Genomic DNA, 19,793 nt, shown 5'->3' on the forward strand with positions numbered 1-19,793 from the left:
TTTTTAATTTGAAGCTGCTAAAATGTTAAAATCAAGGAAGCAGTATAGGAAGGATTATTATGGGATTTTTTAACAAACATAAAATTAAAAGAGAAAGCAATCCGACCAATGAAGCAAGAGAAACCTGGCAATTAACTATCTCAGGCATCGTTCAAGGAGTTGGCTTTCGCTGGAGCGTTTTAAACCTTGCTAAAAAGATGGGATTAGATGGAAACGTGCGCAATAACAGCGATGAAACAGTCACAATTACTTTACAAGCTGAACTGGACAGAGTCAATCAGTTTTGCTCTGAATTACCCAAAAATATTTCGCAATTTGCCCGAATTTCAACTATCAAGAAAGAAAAACTGATAAAAGTGGGCAAAATAACTGGTTTTCATGTATTATATTAGTTATTGGCAAAAAAATAATAATTGGGTGAGTTGAATGAAAAAATTTCGTAAATATATCGGATTAATTGCTATTTGTTTGGCAGTCATGCTAATTGTCACTGCTTGTGCACAGAGTGGCGGAGCTAATAAGCCACCGACGGGCTTTATATATGGGTCAATTTATAAGTTTATCGGCAAGCCTATGCAAAATATCATGCTCTACTTTTCCAATATCATAGGTGGAGCAAATGGAGCTGGCTGGGCTATTATCTTAATGACCCTTGTAGTTAGAATGATTCTTTTGCCTCTAATGCTTAATCAACAAAAGAAATCAACTACACAACAAGAGAAAATGTCTCGTTTACAACCGCAGATGAAATTAATTCAGGATACTATGAAACGTAAGGATCTGAATCAGGATCAACAAATGACCTTGGCAGGTTGGCAGCGAGAACTCTACTCTAAAAACCATTTATCTCTGACCGGTGGGATGGGTTGTTTGCCACTGATTATCCAGTTCCCTATTATGATTGGTATTTATGATGCTGTAATGTATTCCAAGAGCTTGGCTAGTTCGTCATTTTTCGGTATCTCCTTAAGTAGCAGATCAATTTCAGTTACGATTTTTGCTACAATTTTTGCTTTTGCACAAGGATATCTTTCATTGGTGGGAATTCCCCAAGAACAAAAGAAGCAGATGCAGTCAATGATGCTCATGAACCCTATTATGACACTCTTTATCTGTCTTTCCGTTTCAGGTTCCGTTGCCCTCTATTGGGCTGCCGGCAACTTTTTCTCTATTATTCAGCAATTGCTGGTAACATATATCATCACGCCAAAAGTTAAAAAAGAAGTAGATGAAGAATTAAAGCGGGAACCTATTACTGAAGTAGTGACTAAAGAAAAAGTTAATGAATTGCTTAATTCACAAGTAAGTTCTCCAGTGCAAACTGAAGAAACCAAAGAATTGCATGAATCCTTACGTAATCGTAACAAAGGTAAGCAACAAAAACGACCTTAACTGATAAATAGCAAAAAAGACCTGTAGATGTCATGGTATGTTTGTAACTCGACAAGCATTATAACAGACTTACAGGTCTTTTTTATTTATTTTATTTTTTGCTTTTTTCCGCTTCTTCGCGCTTGCGCAGCCTTTCAGCCTGAGATTTCGAAAGAGCCGGGAAGTCCATCATAAACTGACTACCCTGTCCCTCAACAGAATCGACGCTAATTTTACCATGATAACTAGTAACTAATTTTTGAGCAATTGATAAACCTAAGCCATTACCGCCCTTTTCTCTGGTTCTAGCTTTATCTACTCTATAAAAGCGGTTAAAGATTTTACTTTGTTCCTTTTTGGAAATTCCTTCGCCATAGTCTTGCACTATAATATGAACTTCATCCTGTGACAAGCCAGCCGACACATTCATTTCTTTACGATCCGTAGAATATTTAACACCGTTGTCAATTAATATGACAAGGAGTTGTTCCAAGTGCCCCTGGTAAATCTGAATTTCTGTATCTTGAGGCAGATCATCCATATCTAACCTGATAGTAAAATCCTTGTGTACCAAAGACATATCACCAACCACTCGTTTTAACACCTCTGAAACCTTGGTAACTGCGTTAGGATACTGAACATTAATCTGCTCCGCACGAGTTAAATCCAGCATTTCCTGGATAAGATGCTGCATTCTTTTGGCTTCCTGCAGAGAAGCGTCGATAGATTCTGCTAAAATTTGGGGATCATCTTTACCCCAACGCTTCAGCATATTTAGATGTCCTTCAATAACAGCAACAGGTGTGCGTAATTCGTGAGAAACATCTCCCACAAACTCTTTTTGCTGATCAATATAGCGTTGCATACGATCAAGCATTTGGTTGAATGAAACCGCCAGTTCCTGCAATTCATCATGACGGTGAAAATCCCTGATCCTAGCAGTACTATTAGGATCATCATTTACTTCCAAAGCAACATGGGACATTTCCTTAACAGGTTTGACAATATCGCGCACTATTATGTAGGCAACTAATGTGAACAATACAACGGCTATCAATGAAATCCGTACCATCCACTTTAACAAATCCTTCATTAGGCCGTTATAGTATGACATTTTATTTTCAACAATAATATAGCCTGTGATTTTACCGGATTTAGCTGATCTCACTTTTTGATAAGTTAGTAGTTCCTGTTTGCGACTTTTAGTGACACGTGACATTTTATAATCATCCCGAAACTTTTTAAAAGCAGGGATTTTACCGCCATTATCAAAAACATCTTCTCCGTGTAAATTATAAACTACTACATTTAAATCAGGATTAGTTAATGAAGATAATAGGTCATCATTGAAAGCTCTATTGCCCTGTTGGTAAGATCTAATTGGAGGATTACCTCTCATTACTTCTCTAGCTGACGGTGTGAGAGCAAAAGAAACATTAGCTATCTGCAGTTCAGTTGGAATCCGTGTCAAAGTACTATTAAGTTTAGATATCATTTCATTTGAAGTCTGCTTTTGTTGCACCATGGATTGCTGGCCCACAAATGAGTATATTATTACAGAAAACACAACAAAAGAGACCATAATTGTCAAAGCCACGACAGTTACCCATCTCACGACCAGAGATGAGTGTTTGGTCTCCTTTTTCTTTTGGTTTTTATTCCTTTTCATCGTCCTCATCTCTTACCATGTATCCAGTTCCCCGAACTGTTTTGATATATGATTGCTTACCGGGAACGTCAATTTTATTGCGCAGATAACGCACATAAACTTCTACAACATTAGTTTCAATATTTGAACCGGGGCCCCAAATCTTAGCGAGCAATTGGTCACGGCTGACAACATTATTCTTATTCTTAATTAAAGTCATTAATAAGTTATATTCACGCTTAGTTAGGTCCACTGCTTTGCCATCACCACGGCGAACAATTCTATTTGCGGTTTCAATAGTAAGATCTTTAAACTTTACAACCTTTTTCTCTATCGAATCATCCGAAGCATCTTTTTCAATTTTTACTCGGCGTAAAACTGCACGCAGACGAGCTAAAAGCTCTTCAATCGCAAATGGCTTAACAATATAATCATCAGCGCCATGATCAAGACCCGAAACGCGATCAATGACGGAATCACGGGCGGTCATCATTATGATAGGAGTACTCTTTACCTGACGCACTCTGCGTGCTATTTCCAAGCCATTCAGGTCAGGCAGCATCAAGTCTAACAAAATCGCATCAAAGTCTTCTTTTAACGCTAAGTCCAAAGCTTTGCGTCCGTTGCCTTCAACAACTGTGTCATACTTTTCGTGTTTTAGTTCCAGCTCAACGAAACGTGCCAAATTCTTTTCATCTTCAACAATTAAGATTCTTGCCATTTTTATTCATCCTTTTTAAAATTTAATTTTGATTAATTTAATTTATATTGTTATTAACAAGTAAAGCATACTTTAAAAGTGCTTTTAAAACAAGATTAAAAACCAGCATTTTGCTAATACTGATTTTTTAACTAATTTAATTATCATTATTTCCGTTATGAATCTTTTCATTATTTTCTTTAAAAAGATCTTTTAATTTAGCAAAAGCAGGATTGATTTGATCATCTTTCTTTTTATTAAAATCTTTTTCCGAAATGACTCTCCAACCTTTTCCTTCAGGATAAATGCCCTGTTCTTGCTCTTTGGTAGTTAAAATTGTTGTTGGGATATTTAGTAAAATGTTATCCTCAATTGCTTTTTGCAGATCAATAACTTCGTGCTCGACTTTGACAATCGGAATATCACTCTCATCAATCTCTTCTTTAGCTATCTCAACATCTGTATAATTTTCACTAAAATGAAAATCTTCTTTAAACTTAACAGGATCTAAGCTGCGACTGGATGGTACCAGAATATCTGCCTGTACCTGAAAATTGCCAGTGACAAATGGTTGATTATAAAATAAATCTCCAGTCAGTAGAACACTATCAACTCGATAGACTAAACCATGACTTCGCTTAATAAAATCATCTGCTACCTGCAAATCGCATTCAATATGAGTTACAGGTTCCTTACTATATTTGATCTGCGAATAATTCAGTTTTAACATTTAGACCTCCAATGGACGACGGCCAAAGTTTTGATCCACTTGCAGCAGTTGCTCAAAGAAGCGATCAACCCGAAGTTGCAGCCTCATTGAGCCACTTTGAGTATTTTTCTGATCAACTTTAGAAATGATATCTGCAGGTGTTTCTTTTCTAATCCGTTTAAGATATTTCCTACCTACTTTACTGTATCCCAATAGCAAAAGTGATTCATGATTAAAGCTGTCAATCATATCCTCTTGGGTCACATTCATCAAAGTATATAAACTTAGTCGACGCAAGCGTGAATACGTATACCGTTTCGATTTTACTCTACGTAAAAACTCAGTAAATGTTTGTGCAGTATGTATCTCCTGCTTCATTTTATATTCCAGGCCTTCACTCATCTGATATATATTCTGCAATTCTGAAATTGAAGAGGATTCTAACCTGTATTTTAAAAATGGAAACAGCAGATTCCAATTGGGATAATTTTTTTGTTTAAAAAGTAATTTTACTTCTTTTTTAGGCATCCATTCTTCTAATGTAGAACTAACTTCATTATGCAAAATCATATTGCGAATTGCACTTGCGCTTTGAACTACCTTATTACTTTGTAAAACATCGTCATGACCTGCTCCGATGCGGTTAATTGGATGTAAAACTAGAGGAGTACCTAAATTATGGTTGGCTACTGCATAAGCTAAAGCCAAAATCGCATTAGGTTCACTAACTTCATGACCAACTTCACGTGCTACCATCTGATTATATTGAGTTGAATAAGTCTGACTGTAATCATTAAAGTCCATGTGACTTTGAGGAATTTCCGCAATTTTACTACCCAAATAAGCATAATTTTGAGTAGCATCTTCAACTCCAAAAATTAAATCAGTAACGCCCACTTTTACCAATTGGTCGATGCTGCCGAGTGCAAATAAATCTGCAGGCTCAACTGAAGTGGAAAATGGCAGTTCAAATACCAAGTCAGCGCCACTAGCAAGTGCTGTCTGGGCGCGAGTCCACTTATCCATTATTGCCATTTCGCCGCGTTGAACGTAATTTCCAGACATGACGACAATGATCGGGTCTTTGCTTCCAGCTATATAACGAGCCTGATTCATTAAGAATTCATGCCCACTGTGAAAGGGATTATATTCTGCAATGATCCCAACTACACTCATGGTTAGCTAATCTTCCTTTAATTCTAATTTTTTACCATTGACCCATAATTTTTCAACATTATAAAAATCACGAGCATCTTCAGTAAAAACATTTACGACAACACCGCCCAAGTCAAGTAAAAGCCAGTTGGATTCACTCGTACCTTCAACACGGTAATCATAATAATTATGTTTGTGAGCTTCGTCAATAATTGCATTGGCTATTGCGTGCAACTGTCTGTTTGAGCCCGCACTAGTAACTACGTAATAATCTGCTAAAATACTATGTCCTTGCATATCGTAAGCTACTGTATCTTCTCCATGACGGTCGCTAATTGCTTTTAAAGTAAAAGTCAATAATTCTTTGCTAGTCATTTTTCTCCTTATTCATTAATACCCCAAACGTTATATGCGTCTAAAGTACGGGGATAGATTTTATTCCTTTTATCAATTAAAAATTTAAGAGTGTGTGCTAACTGGTAGCCAACTCCCTGGTTAATATTAGCATAAGTTATTTTACGCGCTTCTTCAACACCTGGAAATGATCTGCCTGGTTCAATATAATCAGCCATGAACACAATTTTATCTAAAGTTGTCATTTCAACGTCAGCAGTAGTATGTTTGCGGACTGCAGTTAGTATTTCCGGATCATTAATCTTTAAATCTCTTTGGATAAAATAGGTACCAACAATGCCGTGCCAAATGCTCCGATTCCAATTTAACAGGTCCTGATCGAAGCCTTGTGTTTTAATCACTTCACGATATTCATCAACTGCAACTTGTTTAGCATAATCATGAATAAACCCGGCTAAAGCTGCCTTATCTACATCATAGTGGTTAAGCTCGGCCAATTTACGTGCAGTTTTACTGACTCCTATACAGTGTTCAAAGCGGTCAGCAGTCATATTGCTCTTTTCCTTAGCAATAATTTCAGAACTTGATAAAGAAGAATATGTTTTCTTAAATACTAAATCAGTCATGATATAAACCCTTTTTATGAATATAATTTCTAACTGTATCAGGTACCAGATATCTGATTGAACCTCCAATTGCAATCGTCTGTCTAATCAAAGTCGAACTAATATCTATAGCTGGAGAATCAACCCAAATCATCGGCAATTTTGCTTTCTGAGGATAACCAGCCCTTTGAACACCCACTAAGGTTGCTAATTGAGCCAACTTTGTCGGTTCCTTCCATTCACCTAAATTATTGACTTGGTCACTACCCATGATCAAGTAATAATGGTTTTCAGGCTGAGTTTCACGTAAATATCTTAATGTGTCTACAGTATAAGATACTCCTCCACGATATAATTCAAACAGTTTTACCTGAAAACGGGGATTGTCTTGAGTACCTAACTCCAACATATTTGCCCTATCTTGAGCAGAAACACTGGGTTCATTTTTTAGCGGGGGCACATTAGTAGGAATAAACCAAATTTCATCTAAGTGTAATTTAGTCAATACCTGTTCAGCCACTATTAAATGGCCGATATGAATAGGATTAAAAGTGCCACCAAAAATTCCGATCTGGCGACCCTTTTTAGGTGTCAATTTTTCTTCCGCTACAGCCACAGTAGGTGTTTTTTGATAATTTTTTGCAATAGCAATCATTATATCCTCTAAATTAAAGCTCGTCTAATACCCAGTCCGATTTTACCAGGTGTATAAATTTTAACTAAACAATCTGCAGGAACTGTAATAAAACCAATTCCGCCAAAAAGCAAGTCGCTTTTACTACCAGTATGATATTCCTGACCCTTTAAAAGAGGCAGCTTATCACTTTTTGCAGGTGGACTAAGTAATTCACCAATATGCTTTTCGTAAAAGCTGTCTGCGTTTTCGGTTTTAGTTCTGTGAATATACAATCCGCGTGCTGCATAAACTGTAAAACTTGCTTTTTTTCCTTTTAAATAGTCAACTCTGCCCAGACCAGCCAAAAATAAACTGTTTCCTGGACTAAGCTGAAAAGTAACCGGCTTAAGCTGTTTTTGAGGCGATATTAACTCCAGTTCCTGGGTGTTTAAGTGCGTGGCCAACTGATTCTTAGTCAAAATACCTGGTGTATCAACTAAAAAGTGACCATTCGTTAGCGGAATTTCAATCTTATCAAGCGTGGTCCCGGGAAAACGTGAAGTAGTAATCAAATTTTGAATATCACCCATTTGCTCAATAATAGCATTAAGAAGAGTTGACTTTCCAACATTAGTCGTTCCGACAAAGTAGACATCTTGATCTCGGGAATTATGATCTAGGTAACTTATTAATTCCGGCAAGTTCTTTTTATTTTTAGCACTGACCAAAAAGATTTTTTTAGGGTATAATCCCATTCTATTAGCCTCTTGCCTCATCCAATCTTTAATTTTGCTTTGACGAGAATTCTGGGGAAAGAGATCAAATTTATTGCCCACTAAAATAAAATCATTATTACCTATAAAGCGCTTGAGAGCCGAAAGCAAAGAGTTAGTAAAATCAAACAGATCTACCACATTAACGACCAAAGCTTTTTTTTCTGCTAACGAATTCAATAACTTTAAAAAGTCATCATTGTCCGCTTTGACTGGCATAATCTCATTATAATGACGCAAACGAAAGCAACGTTGACAATAAACGTCATTATCCTCATCTTTGCTTTCTCTTGCCTGCTTTAAACGTGCAGCCGGAAGATAACCGGCTTCTTCTACATTATCAGATTGAAGAACAGCACCACAACCAATACATATAATTTGGTCATCCATTTTTGATAGTCTCCTTAAATTTAACGGGATGTGACAAGCCCAAAAGGAAAAAAATAATTTTTTCAAAAAAACGATTAATTCGGGTATTCCATTTATCAGTTTCAATAAGAGGTTTTACTAACACCGATTCTACCCCAGCTAGATTTCCTGCCTGAATATCAGTAATTAACTGATCACCTACCATCATGACTTGTTCTTTTCTTAAACCCATACTTTTCCTTTTGCGGGTGATCGCAAAAGGCAGTGGTTTTTGGGATTTGGCAACAAAGTCTATATGATAAGGATTCAATACTTTACCCACTCTTTCAGCATTGTTATTAGAAATCACAACAAGCTTAATTTTAGCATGCTCTAACTTCTTATTGAAACTATTCATTTTTTCTGCAGTTTCAAACTCGTTCCAAGCCAAAAGAGTATTATCTAAATCTGAAAAAACAGCTTTGATGCCCATTTTATGCAGCTCAGCAGTATTTAAATGATAAATTGTATCAATCGTGTAGCGTGGTCTGAATAACATGCAAAATTCCCTTCATCTATATCCATTGCACTAGTTTAATATACCAAATTATCAGCTGCAAGTGCTAAATTTTGACATAAAAAAACAGCGCCATAAGCGCTATTTTGGTTAATTTAAAGCCTTCTTAGCAGTTTCTGCTAATTTTGCAAAGGTCTTTGAATCGTTATAAGCAATATCAGCTAACATCTTACGGTTAATATCAACACCAGCTAATTTCAAGCCGTGCATTAACTTAGAATATGAAATATCATTTTGTCTTGCTGCAGCATTGATTCTGGCAATCCATAACTTTCTGAAGTCGCTCTTACGTCTTCTTCTGTCACGAAATGCATATCTGTAAGATACAAATAACTGTGTACTTGCGGCCTTAAATTGCATATGCTTTGCGCCACGGTAACCCTTGGCAAGCTTCATAATCTTTTTACGACGTTTACGTGTAACTGTTCCACCCTTAACTCTTGGCATCTAAAATTCCTCCTAAATATCGTTTGATTTATGTAATTAACGCATTTGAGAGAGCATCTGTTTGATGCGCTTCAAGTCGCTGCGTGAAACCATTGCAGCCTTTCTCAAATGACGACGTTGTTTCTTAGTCTTGCCATGGAAACGGTGGCCGGTAAAAGCGTGATGACGCTTTAATTGACCAGAAGCAGTTCTCTTAAAACGCTTAGCAGAAGCGCGGTGGGTTTTCATTTTTGGCATTTTCTAATTCCTCCAAATTAACTAATTATTTTTGTCACTCTTCGGAGCGAGCATTAAGAACATTGAACGGCCTTCCATCTTAGGTTTGCTAACTACAGTAGCAATATCGGATGTAGCTTCAGCCATTTTTTCCAATACTTCACGACCTAGTTCCTTATGAGTGATTGCTCGACCTCTGAACCTGATCGAAACGCGTACTTTAGCACCTTCTTTAGTGATAAATTTACGCGCATGTTTTAACTTAGTGTTAAAATCGTTACCCTCAATCGTTGGACTTAAACGGATTTCTTTGACACTGACCGTTTTAGACTTTTTACGGGACTCTTTAACCTTCTTTTGTTGCTGGAAACGGTACTTACCATAGTCCATGATACGAGCAACAGGTGGCTTGGCATTAGGCGAAATTAGAACTAAATCTAAATTTGCAACACTTGCTTGGCGTAAAGCCTCAGTTTTAGTAACAACACCAACTTGTTCACCATCTTCATTAATTAAACGAACTTCGCGAGCGCGAATTTGATCGTTCAATATCAAATTCCTTGGAATAATTCTTCACCTCCGTGTTAATCTGAGGACAAGAAAAAGACGGGTAAACTTTACCCGCCCTTAATCAACAGAAAATATCGATCAGCCTAGAGGTCAACTTAACTTAGGCGAGAAGCGGGAAGCTTCTTCTTGTTCTCAACTAAAATGATTATACTCGTCTTCAGTATACGTGTCAATAAGATAAATCTCAAAATAAAGTTTTTGCTTTATCTATACTAAACGCTTATTAAGTTTATTACCAATTACAGATAATGTAAAGCAGATGATAAAATATAAAAACGTTAAAGCCGCAAACATTGGCACAATATAATTAGCATTTTGACCATAGATGACTTGCGCATGTTGCATAAGTTCAGGGACAACAATAATAGTTGCTAAAGAAGTATCCTTAATTAAAGAAACAAACTGTCCAATAATAGTAGGTATCATGTGCCGATATGCCTGTGGCAAAACCACATGCCATAATGACTGCACAAATGTCATCCCGGTTGATCTGGCTCCTTCAATTTGGCCAATTGCTACTGATTGAATACCAGAGCGGACAATTTCTGCAATCATGCTGGACTCAAAGATTGTCATAGCAATAATTGCTGATAAAATTGCCCCTGGCCTGAGGCCAATATTTGGTAGGCCAAAATATGTAAAAAAGATAATTAATAATAAAGGCAGATTTCTAACTAAATCAATAATAAAACCTACAATTGCCGAAACAAATTTAATCTTAGCATAGCGAATTATTCCTAGGACTGAACCTAAAATGAAACTCAATACAATTGCAAAAACCGAAATAAATAGTGTAACAGCCAGACCTTTTAACAAAAAACCAAAGTTTAACCATGATAGAGCATCAATCCATGTTTGCATTTTAAGTCGCCTCCCTACGCCATTTTCTTTTCCAAGTGCCGCATGTAATAACTTAGTGGCATAGTAATTACCAGATATAATATGCCGATTACAAAGTAGCTGTTAAATGTATCAAAAGTTACAGATGCAATTGCATTGGCTTGATACATTAAATCAAAACCTGCGACAAAAGCCAGTATTGAAGAATCTTTAATTAAATTAACAAATTGATTACCAAGCGGTGGAATAACAATCTTAAGTGCTTGAGGTAAGATTACATAACGCATAGCCTGACTATAAGTCATACCGGTTGACCTGGCACCTTCCATTTGACCTTGAGATACCGACTGAATACCTGAACGAATAATTTCCGCAATAAAAGCTGAGGTATATAGGAACAGACCAATAGTTCCAGCGGTGAAACCGTCAATTTGAACAAAATATTTAGGTACTATTAGATAAAAGAACATTACGATAATCAATAATGGAATATTACGAAAGATTTCAACGTAAATCCTGCCAATCCTATTAGTTATTTTATTCGGAATAACTTCTAATAGAGCCAATAAAATACCAAAAATCAGACTAAATACTAGTGTTAACAAGCTTGATAAAATAGTCCAGCCAAACCCTGCGAATAGTTGACTACTAAAATCATTGAAGATCCGAATCATTTAATATACATCTCCTTATAGTTAAAACCAGGAACTTGACCGAACCACTTTTTGATTAAGCGATTGTATTCTCCACTTTTCTGAATCTTGTCAATGGCTCGATTTATTGCTCTATGAAAAGGTTCTTGATTTTTATTTACTGCAATACCATAAGGTTCTTTAGTATAAGTTCCTCCAGTTACTTCAAGGCTATCAGGACTTTGTGCTGCTAGACCATATAAAATACCATTATCACTGGTCAAAGCGTCGCCTTGATGAGATTTCAAAGCTGATACTGCTTGACCATAATCTTGCATAGCGACAACTCTTGCTCTGGGGGCAACTTTCTTTACAGCCTCAACTGAGTTATCGCCAACGATCCCGATTACAGTTTTGCCATTAAGATCACTGGGCTTTTTAATATCTGATCCTTTAGGAACAAGAAAAGATTTACCGGCCTGAAAATATGATTTAGAAAAACTGATTACTTGGGCTCTTTCTGGAGTAATTGTTAGGGTGGCAATTACCGCATCGACATTTCCGTTTTTCAGCAAAGGTATTCTTGATTGTGAAGTGGCAAGAGTAAAGCGAGCTTGTCCTTTAGGACCTAAAATTTCTTTGGTAATAGCTTTAGCCATATCAATATCAAAACCTTTTTCTTTATCATCTCTGATATCAATTAAACTAAATAGCTTTTTATCACCCTCAACAGCCCAAGTAATAGTATTGGATGAACGAACATTTTTTAAAGCTGATTGATCGGCAACTTTATTACCGCAACCAGATAAAAAGAACATTCCTATTAATAGTGAGATTGAGCAAATTATTTTTTTCATGATAATGCCCTCCATCTTAATGCGCTATTATTTTGCTTAAGAATTGTTGAGCACGATCTGTTTTAGGCTGCTTAAAAAAGGATGTACTGTCATCATCTTCCACAATCTGACCCTGATCCATAAAGATAACGCGATTAGCTACTTCTTTAGCAAAGCCCATTTCGTGAGTCACAATCAAGGAAGTCATATCGCTGGCTGATGTTACCTTTTTAATTACTTGTAGCACTTCATCAATCATTTCCGGATCAAGTGCTGATGTTGGTTCATCAAATAGTAATAATTTGGGATGCATTGCTAAAGACCGAGCAATAGCGACACGTTGCTTTTGTCCACCGGATATTTGCGCCGGCATATTTTGGGCCTTATCTGCCATGCCAACCATATCAAGCAGATGCATTGCTTGCTTTTTATTTTCGTCTTCCGGTAAATGACTTACAATTCTGGGCGCCAACATGACGTTTTCCAAAACATTTTTATTTTTATAGAGATTAAAATGTTGAAAAACCATTCCCACATCTTGGCGCAACCTGTTTGAATCAGTCTTGGGATTGGATAAATCCTGATTGTTGACTATCAGTTTGCCACCCTGAATTGATTCTAACCGATTTATTGTTCTAATAAGTGTACTTTTACCAGAACCAGAAGGTCCAATTAAAACTACAGTTTCACCTTTATCGATTTGTAAATTGATATTATACAACGCGTGAAATTTGCCATAAAATTTCTGCACGTCATGAAATTCTACCATTGACATAATTAATGCTCCTTTTAGCAGTTTTAATTTAACTATCCAACCTATTTCTTATCAATTGATTAATTAATCAAAAGTGCATCCCGTCAACACTACATTTTGTTACTCGACGTGCAAATTTTAGCGGTTTTATATTATGGTTTAAGTTATCAAATTATTTCTGCCATCTATATAAACTATTTTTATTAGCTTTTACTCTTTTATTCATTGCGTGAATATGATTTAACATCTTGTTCAATTTCACGAATAAATTCGTCAAAACTCTTTGCTACTTCTTCTTCAGTACCATAGCGGCGAACGTTAACACTGTTGTCCTTGAGTTCTTTGTCACCTAAAACAAGAGTATACGGTACTTTTTGTGTTTGTGATTCACGAATCTTGTAGCCTAATTTTTCATTACGTAAGTCGGCTTCAGCTCTAAAGCCTCTCTTATTGAGCTCATCACGAACTTTCTTAGCGTAATCTGAATGAGCGTCCAGGTTAACAGGGATTACTTCAACTTGAACTGGAGCTAACCAGGTTGGGAAAGCACCCTTGTATATTTCAATCAAGTAAGCAATGAAACGCTCCATAGTTCCAACAATACCACGGTGAATCATAACTGGACGATGCTCTTCACCATCTTGACCAACATAAGTTAAGTTAAAGCGTTCAGGGAGCATGAAGTCCAGTTGGATAGTGGACATGGTCTCATCAGCACCTAAAGCAGTCTTAGTCTGAATATCAAGTTTAGGACCGTAGAATGCAGCCTCACCTTCAGCTTCGACATAATCAAGGCCCATATCATCCATTGCCTTTTTCAGCATTGACTGACTTCTTTCCCACATTTCATCATTGGCAAAATACTTCTTAGTATTCTTCGGATCACGATATGAAAGTCTGAAGTAGTAATCGGTAATGTCAAAATCTTTATATACATCCAGAATTAAAGTCAAAATCTTAGAGAATTCACTTTGAACCTGGTCTAAGGTCACAAAGGTATGACCATCATTTAAAGTCATTTCCCTTACGCGTTGTAAACCAGATAGAGCACCAGATTTTTCATATCTATGCATCATACCCAGTTCCGCAATGCGAATTGGTAACTCGCGGTATGAACGAATATGATGCTTATAGATTTGAATGTGTGACGGACAATTCATTGGACGCAACTCAAGCATTTCCCCGTCACCCATATCCATCGGTGGAAACATGTCATCACGATAGTGTGCCCAGTGGCCTGATGTTTTATAAGCGTCAACGTTCATAAGCACTGGGGTATAAACGTGTTGGTAACCGTCAGCGACCTCTTTATCAATGATGTAACGCTCAACTACTCGGCGAATCGTGGCACCTTTTGGCATCCAGTAAGGTAAACCAGCTCCAACTTTGGGATCTACAAAGAATAAATCAAGATCTCGGCCAATTGTTCTGTGATCGCGTTCTTTAATTTCTTCACGACGCTTAATATCGGCATCTAAGTCAGCTTTTTTAAAGAAGGCTGTACCGGAAATTCTTTGAAGCATTGGGTTAGAAGATTGGCCCTTCCAATAAGCACCAGCAACAGATAATAATTTAAACTGCTTAATCTTTCCTGTATTAGGCAGTAACGCATCGAAGCCAAAGTCGATGAAGTCTCCCAGCTTGTATACATGAATTTGTTCATCTTTTTCTGCTTTTAGCAATTCACTCTTATACGGATCATCTTTAAAAATTTCAGATAATTCCGCTTTTGACATGGAAGAAGATGCAATTTTATTTCCAGCTTTAATAACCTTTTTAATTGCTTTCTCTAATTCCGGAAGTTCGTTAACTTTAATCTGGTTTTCCTTGTCAGTATCAACCAAAAATCCATCTTCATTCGCCGCATGCTCACCAAAATGAATCTCAGGATAAGCTTTTTTAGCAACTGCTTCAAATACAAAAGCTACCGTAGCCCGTAAAATATTTAAGCCTGCTTCATCCCTGTCTGTAATAATTGCAACTTCGGCATCTTTATTTAATTCGTAGTCCAAAGAAACAACTTGACCGTTTACTTTTGCTCCAATAGCAGCCTTACCTAAGGATGTACCTATGTCATGTGCTAAAGCAGAAACTGATACTGCATCTTCATATTCCTTTTTAGAACCATCCGGCAAAGTAATTGCAAAACTCATTTTTTCCTCCAAAATCAAATAAATAAAAAAATCCCAGTGCAGTTAAGCACTGGGACGTTAATTAACGTGGTTCCACCCAAAATTTAGTCTGGACTCCAGACTATCTCGTTCAAGATTATAACGGATCCAACCCATTTTTTAATTTCAGGTACGAATGAGTGGGTTGTAACACTAATGGAAGCTTCCAGAATAATGCTTCTCTCTCTGAATCGTATTACAACATGTTCATTCATTGCAGTTAATTATAACCCAATAATTTTTTAATGCAAGTATATTTTCATTAAAAAAATTCAAACTAGACTTTTTAATCACTAATGCCGCCGGTTGTGCCCAGAAATTACAATTTCAGTGGCTAGAGAATGTATTCTTTCCATTAATCTGGCAGCCTTTACTGGTTCAATGGCATTTTTGGTCTCTTTAAAATGATCTTCTAAGTCATTCATAGCAAAATTGGACGAAAAGAAGGTTGGCAAAACATTATCCATTCTTGCTTGTAAAATTACCGCTAAAACTTCATCGCGTGACCACTGACTCAAATTTTCCGCACCAATATCATCAAGTATTAATAAATCGCAATTTGCAATTTTTTGAACTTCATCTTGCAAACTATTATCATTAAAATGACTTGCCAGACTGGCAATGAAAGTAGGAACATGCAAAAAAACAACATATTTGTTCATAGCAGCAACCTGATTTGCCAGTCCCGCCAATATATAGGTTTTACCAATACCAAAATTACCTGATAAATATAAGCCCTTTTGATGAATATCTCGCGCATAATGATATAAAAACTTTTGAATAGCTGTCATTACTTCTTTTCTTGCCGGAGTCAATTCAATTTGACTCAAACGAATATCATGCAATCCCTCAGGTAAATTAATTAAGCGCAAGTGTTTCTTGATACTAATTTCCCTATCATGAATCAGCTTACTGTCCTCAGGAACAAACTTGAGACTAATGGCATTTTTATTCATAATTAAATCAGGATAGTATCCTTGAGTTACCGGATCTTTTTTATGTTGGCTAAGATAAAATTCAAACAGGCTGGGCAGACTTTTATCAATTATGCTGTCGTTAAGCTGCTCTTGGTGCTGGCTGATAAATTGTTGCACTTTGGGTTCAGCCAATACTTTTTGCTTAATTTTAGCTGTACTTTCCTCACCTGCTTTAGCTGTTTGTCCTTTAACCATAAGTTTTTTGATGGGTTGCATTTTATTTCACCTACTTCATGCCGTTTTGATCTTCAAAATTCTTGAAAAATTCTTTTAATTCTGCACTGGAAACATCCGATTTTACCTTTGGCTTTTGCTTATTCCAGTCAGTGCCCTTTTCAACCGTTTTTCTGGCAGTATAAGCATGATACCGATTGCTTCTTTGCATTTGTGCCCTTTTTCTCTTGTCCATGTATTCCAAGGCTTGACTTGCAGTCTTTACCCCGTGTTGCAGCCAATCATGAAGTATTTTATTTGCCAAGCGAAAAGAGATATTAGGACCACTTTTTAAACAAGCATAAGTCAAAACGTTAAGCAATTCTGCCGGTATTCCCTTATCGTTATATAAATTATCAAGCACTTGATATTCACTGGCATCAACAAAATCATTCCGCTCAGTTTTTAAATGATACAAAAACTGGGCTGGAGTATCAGATTGAGCTTTCTGCAGTAGCTGCTGTTCATCTTCATTTAAGTGACTATTATTGACAAGCTTGTCTGTTAGTTCTTCTTTTTTTGGCAAATGCCGGCGCGTATCAGTTCCATGAATACTGTTAGCGATAGATTGCTTAATTTGACGCATATTCAAATGATAATCACCATGTAAGCAAGGTATTGCTTCATCAACAAATTCTTGCTCGGAAAGTCCGTACATGCGCATAACAGCTCGAATAGCATCTTCATTCTGATCAATTTCGCTGCCCGTGATTTGATAAATTTCAAATTGCTGTTTCATAAAATCCCAGTCAATATGCTCTTGATCATTGACGGTAGCAAAAGCTTTAGAAACAGAACTGTTTTCTTTAGCAGCTTTTTTCACATCAATAGAAGGATCAATTGCTTCTTGGTCAGGTAAATGAAAAACTTCCATAAAGGATGCAGATACGTTAGGTGCTTCCTTAATTCCACTGATGCTGCTTTGACTTTGCTTAGTTTCTCTAGCAAACTCATGGCTCAATTTATTAAAGGCTGTAACACCCACTTTTTCTTTTAATAAACTTGCTAAAAGTGCGGTGGTAAAAAACTCACTGCTGGAAGGAACACTTTTAAGTTTAAAACATAAAACCTGACCCATAATTTGGTTAGCAAGCAAATGGCTTTCAATTAAACCGACAGCTTCAAGTTTATGCAACGCGGGAAATAATTTTTTGATATCGCAGTCGGCTTGCTCCTGCAAAAAATAGAGACCTTTGGCATCAGAGAGCATCGCTTGCGGATTGTAGTCTTCATTTAAGCTTAAATAAACTGCCAGCGCCAGAGATCCTATGAGCGGCTGGTATAATTTGATTAAAACCCGTAAATCCTTCGGAAAAATATCCACCCTGTTAGCAATGAAAAATGGTTGTTTGGGATCATTTGTCTCAAACATAATTAATTACCTTTCTCCCTTTTTGCAATCATATCTTCCATGGTTTTCATGAAGCTAGACATATCTTTGAATTCACGATAAATAGAGGCAAAACGAATATAAGCGACATCATCAATTTTAGCTAGTTCATCCATTACCAATTGACCAATCTTTTTGGAAGAAATCTCACTAACTCCTTGCTGACGTACTTTGTTTTCTACATGATCAACTAATTCTTCAAATTGCGAACTAGATATAGGACGCTTTTGTCCCGCAGCCATGACGCCGTGTAAAATTTTTTTCCGGTTAAAAGGTTCACGAGTGCCATCATTTTTGATTACCAGTAGTGGTGTCGTCTCGACTCTTTCAAACGTAGTAAAACGAAAGCCACAGTTTTCACACTCACGCCGCCGTCTGATTGCACGATTTTCATCACTGGGGCGAGAATCTATTACTTTTGATGCATTTTTATGACAATTAGGACATTCCATATTAATACTCCTCTTTTATTTTAAGAAGCAACTGCTCAAGTTGATATTTCAGATCTTGCTTTGTACCAACATTATTAATTACAAAGTCAGCTAGTTTTTCTTTCTGAGACAAGGACATCTGACTGCGAATACGTTTCAAAGCAGCATCTTTACTTAAATGATCCCTTAACATCAGCCGCTTTAACTGCAAAGATTCAGGTATGGCAATTAATAAAGTGCAGTCACAATATTTTTGACCATTTGCTTCAAACAAAACTGGTGCATCTACAATAATTAAAGGCTTTTTAGCAACCTTGTTTAGCGCAATTTTAGCTTGTATTTCTTTAAAAATCAACGGATGGGTAATTTTATTAAGAATGTCAAGCTGCTTTGCGTCATTAAAAACCATTTGGCCTAAAACTGATCGGTTGATTGATTGATCTTCATTAATTATTTGGAGACCAAACTGTTTTCTAACCAATTCATAACCTTTATTACCAACATTTAAAATATCATGAGCTATTTGGTCACAGTCTATCACGGGTATGTGCTTTTCTTTAAAAAAGATATCTGCTGTGCTTTTACCGCTGGCTATTCCACCAGTTAAGCCCAAAATAGTTGTCATTTATAAATCACCTGACATTTAGGGCAAAAAGTAGTGCCCCGACCGTTTACTTTAATTTTTTCAAGAGGAGTTCCGCAACGTTCACAAGGTTCGCCTTTATGACCATAGACCTGCAACATTTTTTGAAAACCGCCGGTCTTGCCATTAGCATCAAGATATGTATGAACAGTAGTGCCCCTTTCTGCTATGGCCAATTCTATCAACGAATTAATATTATCATGCAGTTCTGCTACTTTTTTTGCTGGGATACTATTAGCCATACTTAATGGGTGAATTTTTGTTTCCCACAAAACTTCATCTACGTAAATGTTACCAAGACCGGCCACAACTGACTGATCAAGCAAGGTATTTTTGATATTTTTCTTTTTACGAGCTAGGCCTTTTTGCAAGTATGAAACTGTAAACGCCTGTGAATTTGGTTCAGCGCCTAATTTGCCAATACCGGTACTTTCTTTCTCTGTGCCCGTTGTAATCAACTGCATGCGCCCGAACTTACGCACATCATTGTAACGCAAAGCAGAATTATCGTTAAAAACAATTTGCACATGATCGTGTTTATCTTTTTTGGTATTTACTTTGACTAAACGATATTTACCTTCCATGCGTAAATGCGATACCACAGTTAAATGACCACTAAGACGAATAAGCAAATACTTAGCATAACGATCAATTGTTTCTATTCTTTTACCAGCTAACTGCTTTTTAAATTCTTTTGCATCACCAGTTATTATTTTAGGATACCAAACAGTTACTTCTTTAATCGTTTTTCCCTTAATCAGGGGAAGTAGTGTCCGCCTGACAGTTTCAACTTCTGGCATTTCGGGCATTAAAATTA

General features: G+C 36.7%; 24 protein-coding genes and 1 other annotated feature. Of the genes, 2 read left to right on the forward strand and 22 right to left on the reverse strand.

What is annotated here, in order from left to right; translation table 11 throughout:
• Positions 1-59: 59 nt before the first annotated feature.
• Together H3R29_RS04395 and yidC are read left to right on the forward strand one after the other, a co-directional pair.
• Positions 60-392, forward strand: coding sequence for an acylphosphatase (locus H3R29_RS04395; RefSeq protein ID WP_122037758.1), 333 nt, complete (start codon positions 60-62; stop codon positions 390-392).
• Positions 393-426: 34 nt separating this feature from the next.
• Complete coding sequence (gene yidC, locus H3R29_RS04400) at positions 427-1,392, forward strand: membrane protein insertase YidC (RefSeq protein WP_122037759.1); 966 nt, start codon at positions 427-429, stop codon at positions 1,390-1,392.
• A gap of 91 nt (positions 1,393-1,483) precedes the next feature.
• On the opposite strand, the gene H3R29_RS04405 is transcribed toward yidC, so the two are convergent.
• The 22 genes from H3R29_RS04405 to mutM all read right to left on the reverse strand — a co-directional run bounded on the left by H3R29_RS04405 (position 1,484) and on the right by mutM (position 19,785).
• Entirely contained in the window at positions 1,484-3,040 is a 1,557-nt protein-coding gene (locus H3R29_RS04405) for a HAMP domain-containing histidine kinase (protein ID WP_198202118.1), read from the reverse strand.
• Positions 3,027-3,740: a response regulator transcription factor gene (locus H3R29_RS04410; RefSeq protein WP_046325108.1), complete on the reverse strand. Its 714-nt coding sequence runs from the start codon at positions 3,738-3,740 to the stop codon at positions 3,027-3,029. The genes H3R29_RS04405 and H3R29_RS04410 overlap by 14 nt, the downstream gene beginning before the upstream one ends.
• Positions 3,741-3,876: 136 nt before the next feature.
• Positions 3,877-4,449 (reverse strand): DUF177 domain-containing protein, encoded by a 573-nt coding sequence (locus tag H3R29_RS04415; RefSeq protein ID WP_187157457.1) that lies wholly within the window; start codon positions 4,447-4,449, stop codon positions 3,877-3,879.
• On the reverse strand, positions 4,450-5,604 hold the full coding sequence (locus H3R29_RS04420) for a nucleotidyltransferase (protein ID WP_110446273.1): 1,155 nt from the start codon (positions 5,602-5,604) through the stop codon (positions 4,450-4,452). It abuts the gene before it with no gap.
• A 6-nt stretch (positions 5,605-5,610) separates the two neighbouring features.
• A complete protein-coding gene (rsfS, locus tag H3R29_RS04425) occupies positions 5,611-5,958 on the reverse strand; it encodes a ribosome silencing factor (RefSeq protein WP_198202117.1) in 348 nt (115 codons plus the stop codon).
• A gap of 8 nt (positions 5,959-5,966) precedes the next feature.
• Positions 5,967-6,563 carry a bis(5'-nucleosyl)-tetraphosphatase (symmetrical) YqeK gene (yqeK, locus tag H3R29_RS04430; RefSeq protein WP_046325112.1) on the reverse strand — a complete coding sequence of 199 codons (597 nt, stop codon included), beginning with the start codon at positions 6,561-6,563 and terminating at the stop codon, positions 5,967-5,969.
• Positions 6,556-7,197, reverse strand: coding sequence for a nicotinate-nucleotide adenylyltransferase (locus H3R29_RS04435; protein WP_046325113.1), 642 nt, complete (start codon positions 7,195-7,197; stop codon positions 6,556-6,558). The genes yqeK and H3R29_RS04435 overlap by 8 nt, the downstream gene beginning before the upstream one ends.
• An 8-nt stretch (positions 7,198-7,205) precedes the next feature.
• Positions 7,206-8,321: a ribosome biogenesis GTPase YqeH gene (yqeH, locus tag H3R29_RS04440; RefSeq protein WP_046325114.1), complete on the reverse strand. Its 1,116-nt coding sequence runs from the start codon at positions 8,319-8,321 to the stop codon at positions 7,206-7,208.
• Complete coding sequence (locus tag H3R29_RS04445) at positions 8,314-8,838, reverse strand: YqeG family HAD IIIA-type phosphatase (RefSeq protein ID WP_198202116.1); 525 nt, start codon at positions 8,836-8,838, stop codon at positions 8,314-8,316. The genes yqeH and H3R29_RS04445 overlap by 8 nt, the downstream gene beginning before the upstream one ends.
• A 108-nt stretch (positions 8,839-8,946) precedes the next feature.
• Positions 8,947-9,303 (reverse strand): 50S ribosomal protein L20, encoded by a 357-nt coding sequence (gene rplT, locus H3R29_RS04450; protein WP_034980161.1) that lies wholly within the window; start codon positions 9,301-9,303, stop codon positions 8,947-8,949.
• A 36-nt stretch (positions 9,304-9,339) separates the two neighbouring features.
• Positions 9,340-9,540: a 50S ribosomal protein L35 gene (gene rpmI, locus H3R29_RS04455; protein WP_034980158.1), complete on the reverse strand. Its 201-nt coding sequence runs from the start codon at positions 9,538-9,540 to the stop codon at positions 9,340-9,342.
• 21 nt (positions 9,541-9,561) lie between these two features.
• Positions 9,562-10,074: a translation initiation factor IF-3 gene (gene infC, locus H3R29_RS04460; RefSeq protein WP_046325116.1), complete on the reverse strand. Its 513-nt coding sequence runs from the start codon at positions 10,072-10,074 to the stop codon at positions 9,562-9,564.
• 37 nt (positions 10,075-10,111) lie between these two features.
• Positions 10,112-10,223 (reverse strand) — a sequence feature (ribosomal protein L20 leader region).
• A 73-nt stretch (positions 10,224-10,296) separates the two neighbouring features.
• Positions 10,297-10,950 (reverse strand): amino acid ABC transporter permease, encoded by a 654-nt coding sequence (locus H3R29_RS04465; protein WP_187157453.1) that lies wholly within the window; start codon positions 10,948-10,950, stop codon positions 10,297-10,299.
• 14 nt (positions 10,951-10,964) lie between these two features.
• A complete protein-coding gene (locus H3R29_RS04470) occupies positions 10,965-11,603 on the reverse strand; it encodes an amino acid ABC transporter permease (protein ID WP_198202115.1) in 639 nt (212 codons plus the stop codon).
• Positions 11,600-12,418 carry a transporter substrate-binding domain-containing protein gene (locus H3R29_RS04475; RefSeq protein WP_198202114.1) on the reverse strand — a complete coding sequence of 273 codons (819 nt, stop codon included), beginning with the start codon at positions 12,416-12,418 and terminating at the stop codon, positions 11,600-11,602. The genes H3R29_RS04470 and H3R29_RS04475 overlap by 4 nt, the downstream gene beginning before the upstream one ends.
• A 16-nt stretch (positions 12,419-12,434) precedes the next feature.
• On the reverse strand, positions 12,435-13,172 hold the full coding sequence (locus tag H3R29_RS04480; RefSeq protein WP_305067109.1) for an amino acid ABC transporter ATP-binding protein: 738 nt from the start codon (positions 13,170-13,172) through the stop codon (positions 12,435-12,437).
• A 197-nt stretch (positions 13,173-13,369) separates the two neighbouring features.
• Positions 13,370-15,304 (reverse strand): threonine--tRNA ligase, encoded by a 1,935-nt coding sequence (gene thrS, locus H3R29_RS04485; RefSeq protein ID WP_187157451.1) that lies wholly within the window; start codon positions 15,302-15,304, stop codon positions 13,370-13,372.
• Positions 15,305-15,615: 311 nt separating this feature from the next.
• Positions 15,616-16,515 (reverse strand): primosomal protein DnaI, encoded by a 900-nt coding sequence (gene dnaI, locus H3R29_RS04490; RefSeq protein WP_198202113.1) that lies wholly within the window; start codon positions 16,513-16,515, stop codon positions 15,616-15,618.
• Between the two features lie 10 nt (positions 16,516-16,525).
• Complete coding sequence (locus H3R29_RS04495; RefSeq protein ID WP_198202112.1) at positions 16,526-17,884, reverse strand: DnaD domain protein; 1,359 nt, start codon at positions 17,882-17,884, stop codon at positions 16,526-16,528.
• Positions 17,885-17,886: 2 nt separating this feature from the next.
• A complete protein-coding gene (gene nrdR, locus H3R29_RS04500) occupies positions 17,887-18,354 on the reverse strand; it encodes a transcriptional regulator NrdR (protein WP_046325124.1) in 468 nt (155 codons plus the stop codon).
• Position 18,355: 1 nt separating this feature from the next.
• Positions 18,356-18,958, reverse strand: a complete 603-nt coding sequence (gene coaE, locus H3R29_RS04505) for a dephospho-CoA kinase (protein ID WP_046325125.1) — start codon at positions 18,956-18,958, stop codon at positions 18,356-18,358.
• Entirely contained in the window at positions 18,955-19,785 is an 831-nt protein-coding gene (mutM, locus tag H3R29_RS04510) for a DNA-formamidopyrimidine glycosylase (RefSeq protein ID WP_046325126.1), read from the reverse strand. The genes coaE and mutM overlap by 4 nt, the downstream gene beginning before the upstream one ends.
• Between the last annotated feature and the right edge of the window lie 8 nt (positions 19,786-19,793).

It is taken from the genome of Lactobacillus sp. M0393 (genome assembly GCF_016102025.1).
GTDB lineage: Bacteria > Bacillota > Bacilli > Lactobacillales > Lactobacillaceae > Lactobacillus > Lactobacillus melliventris.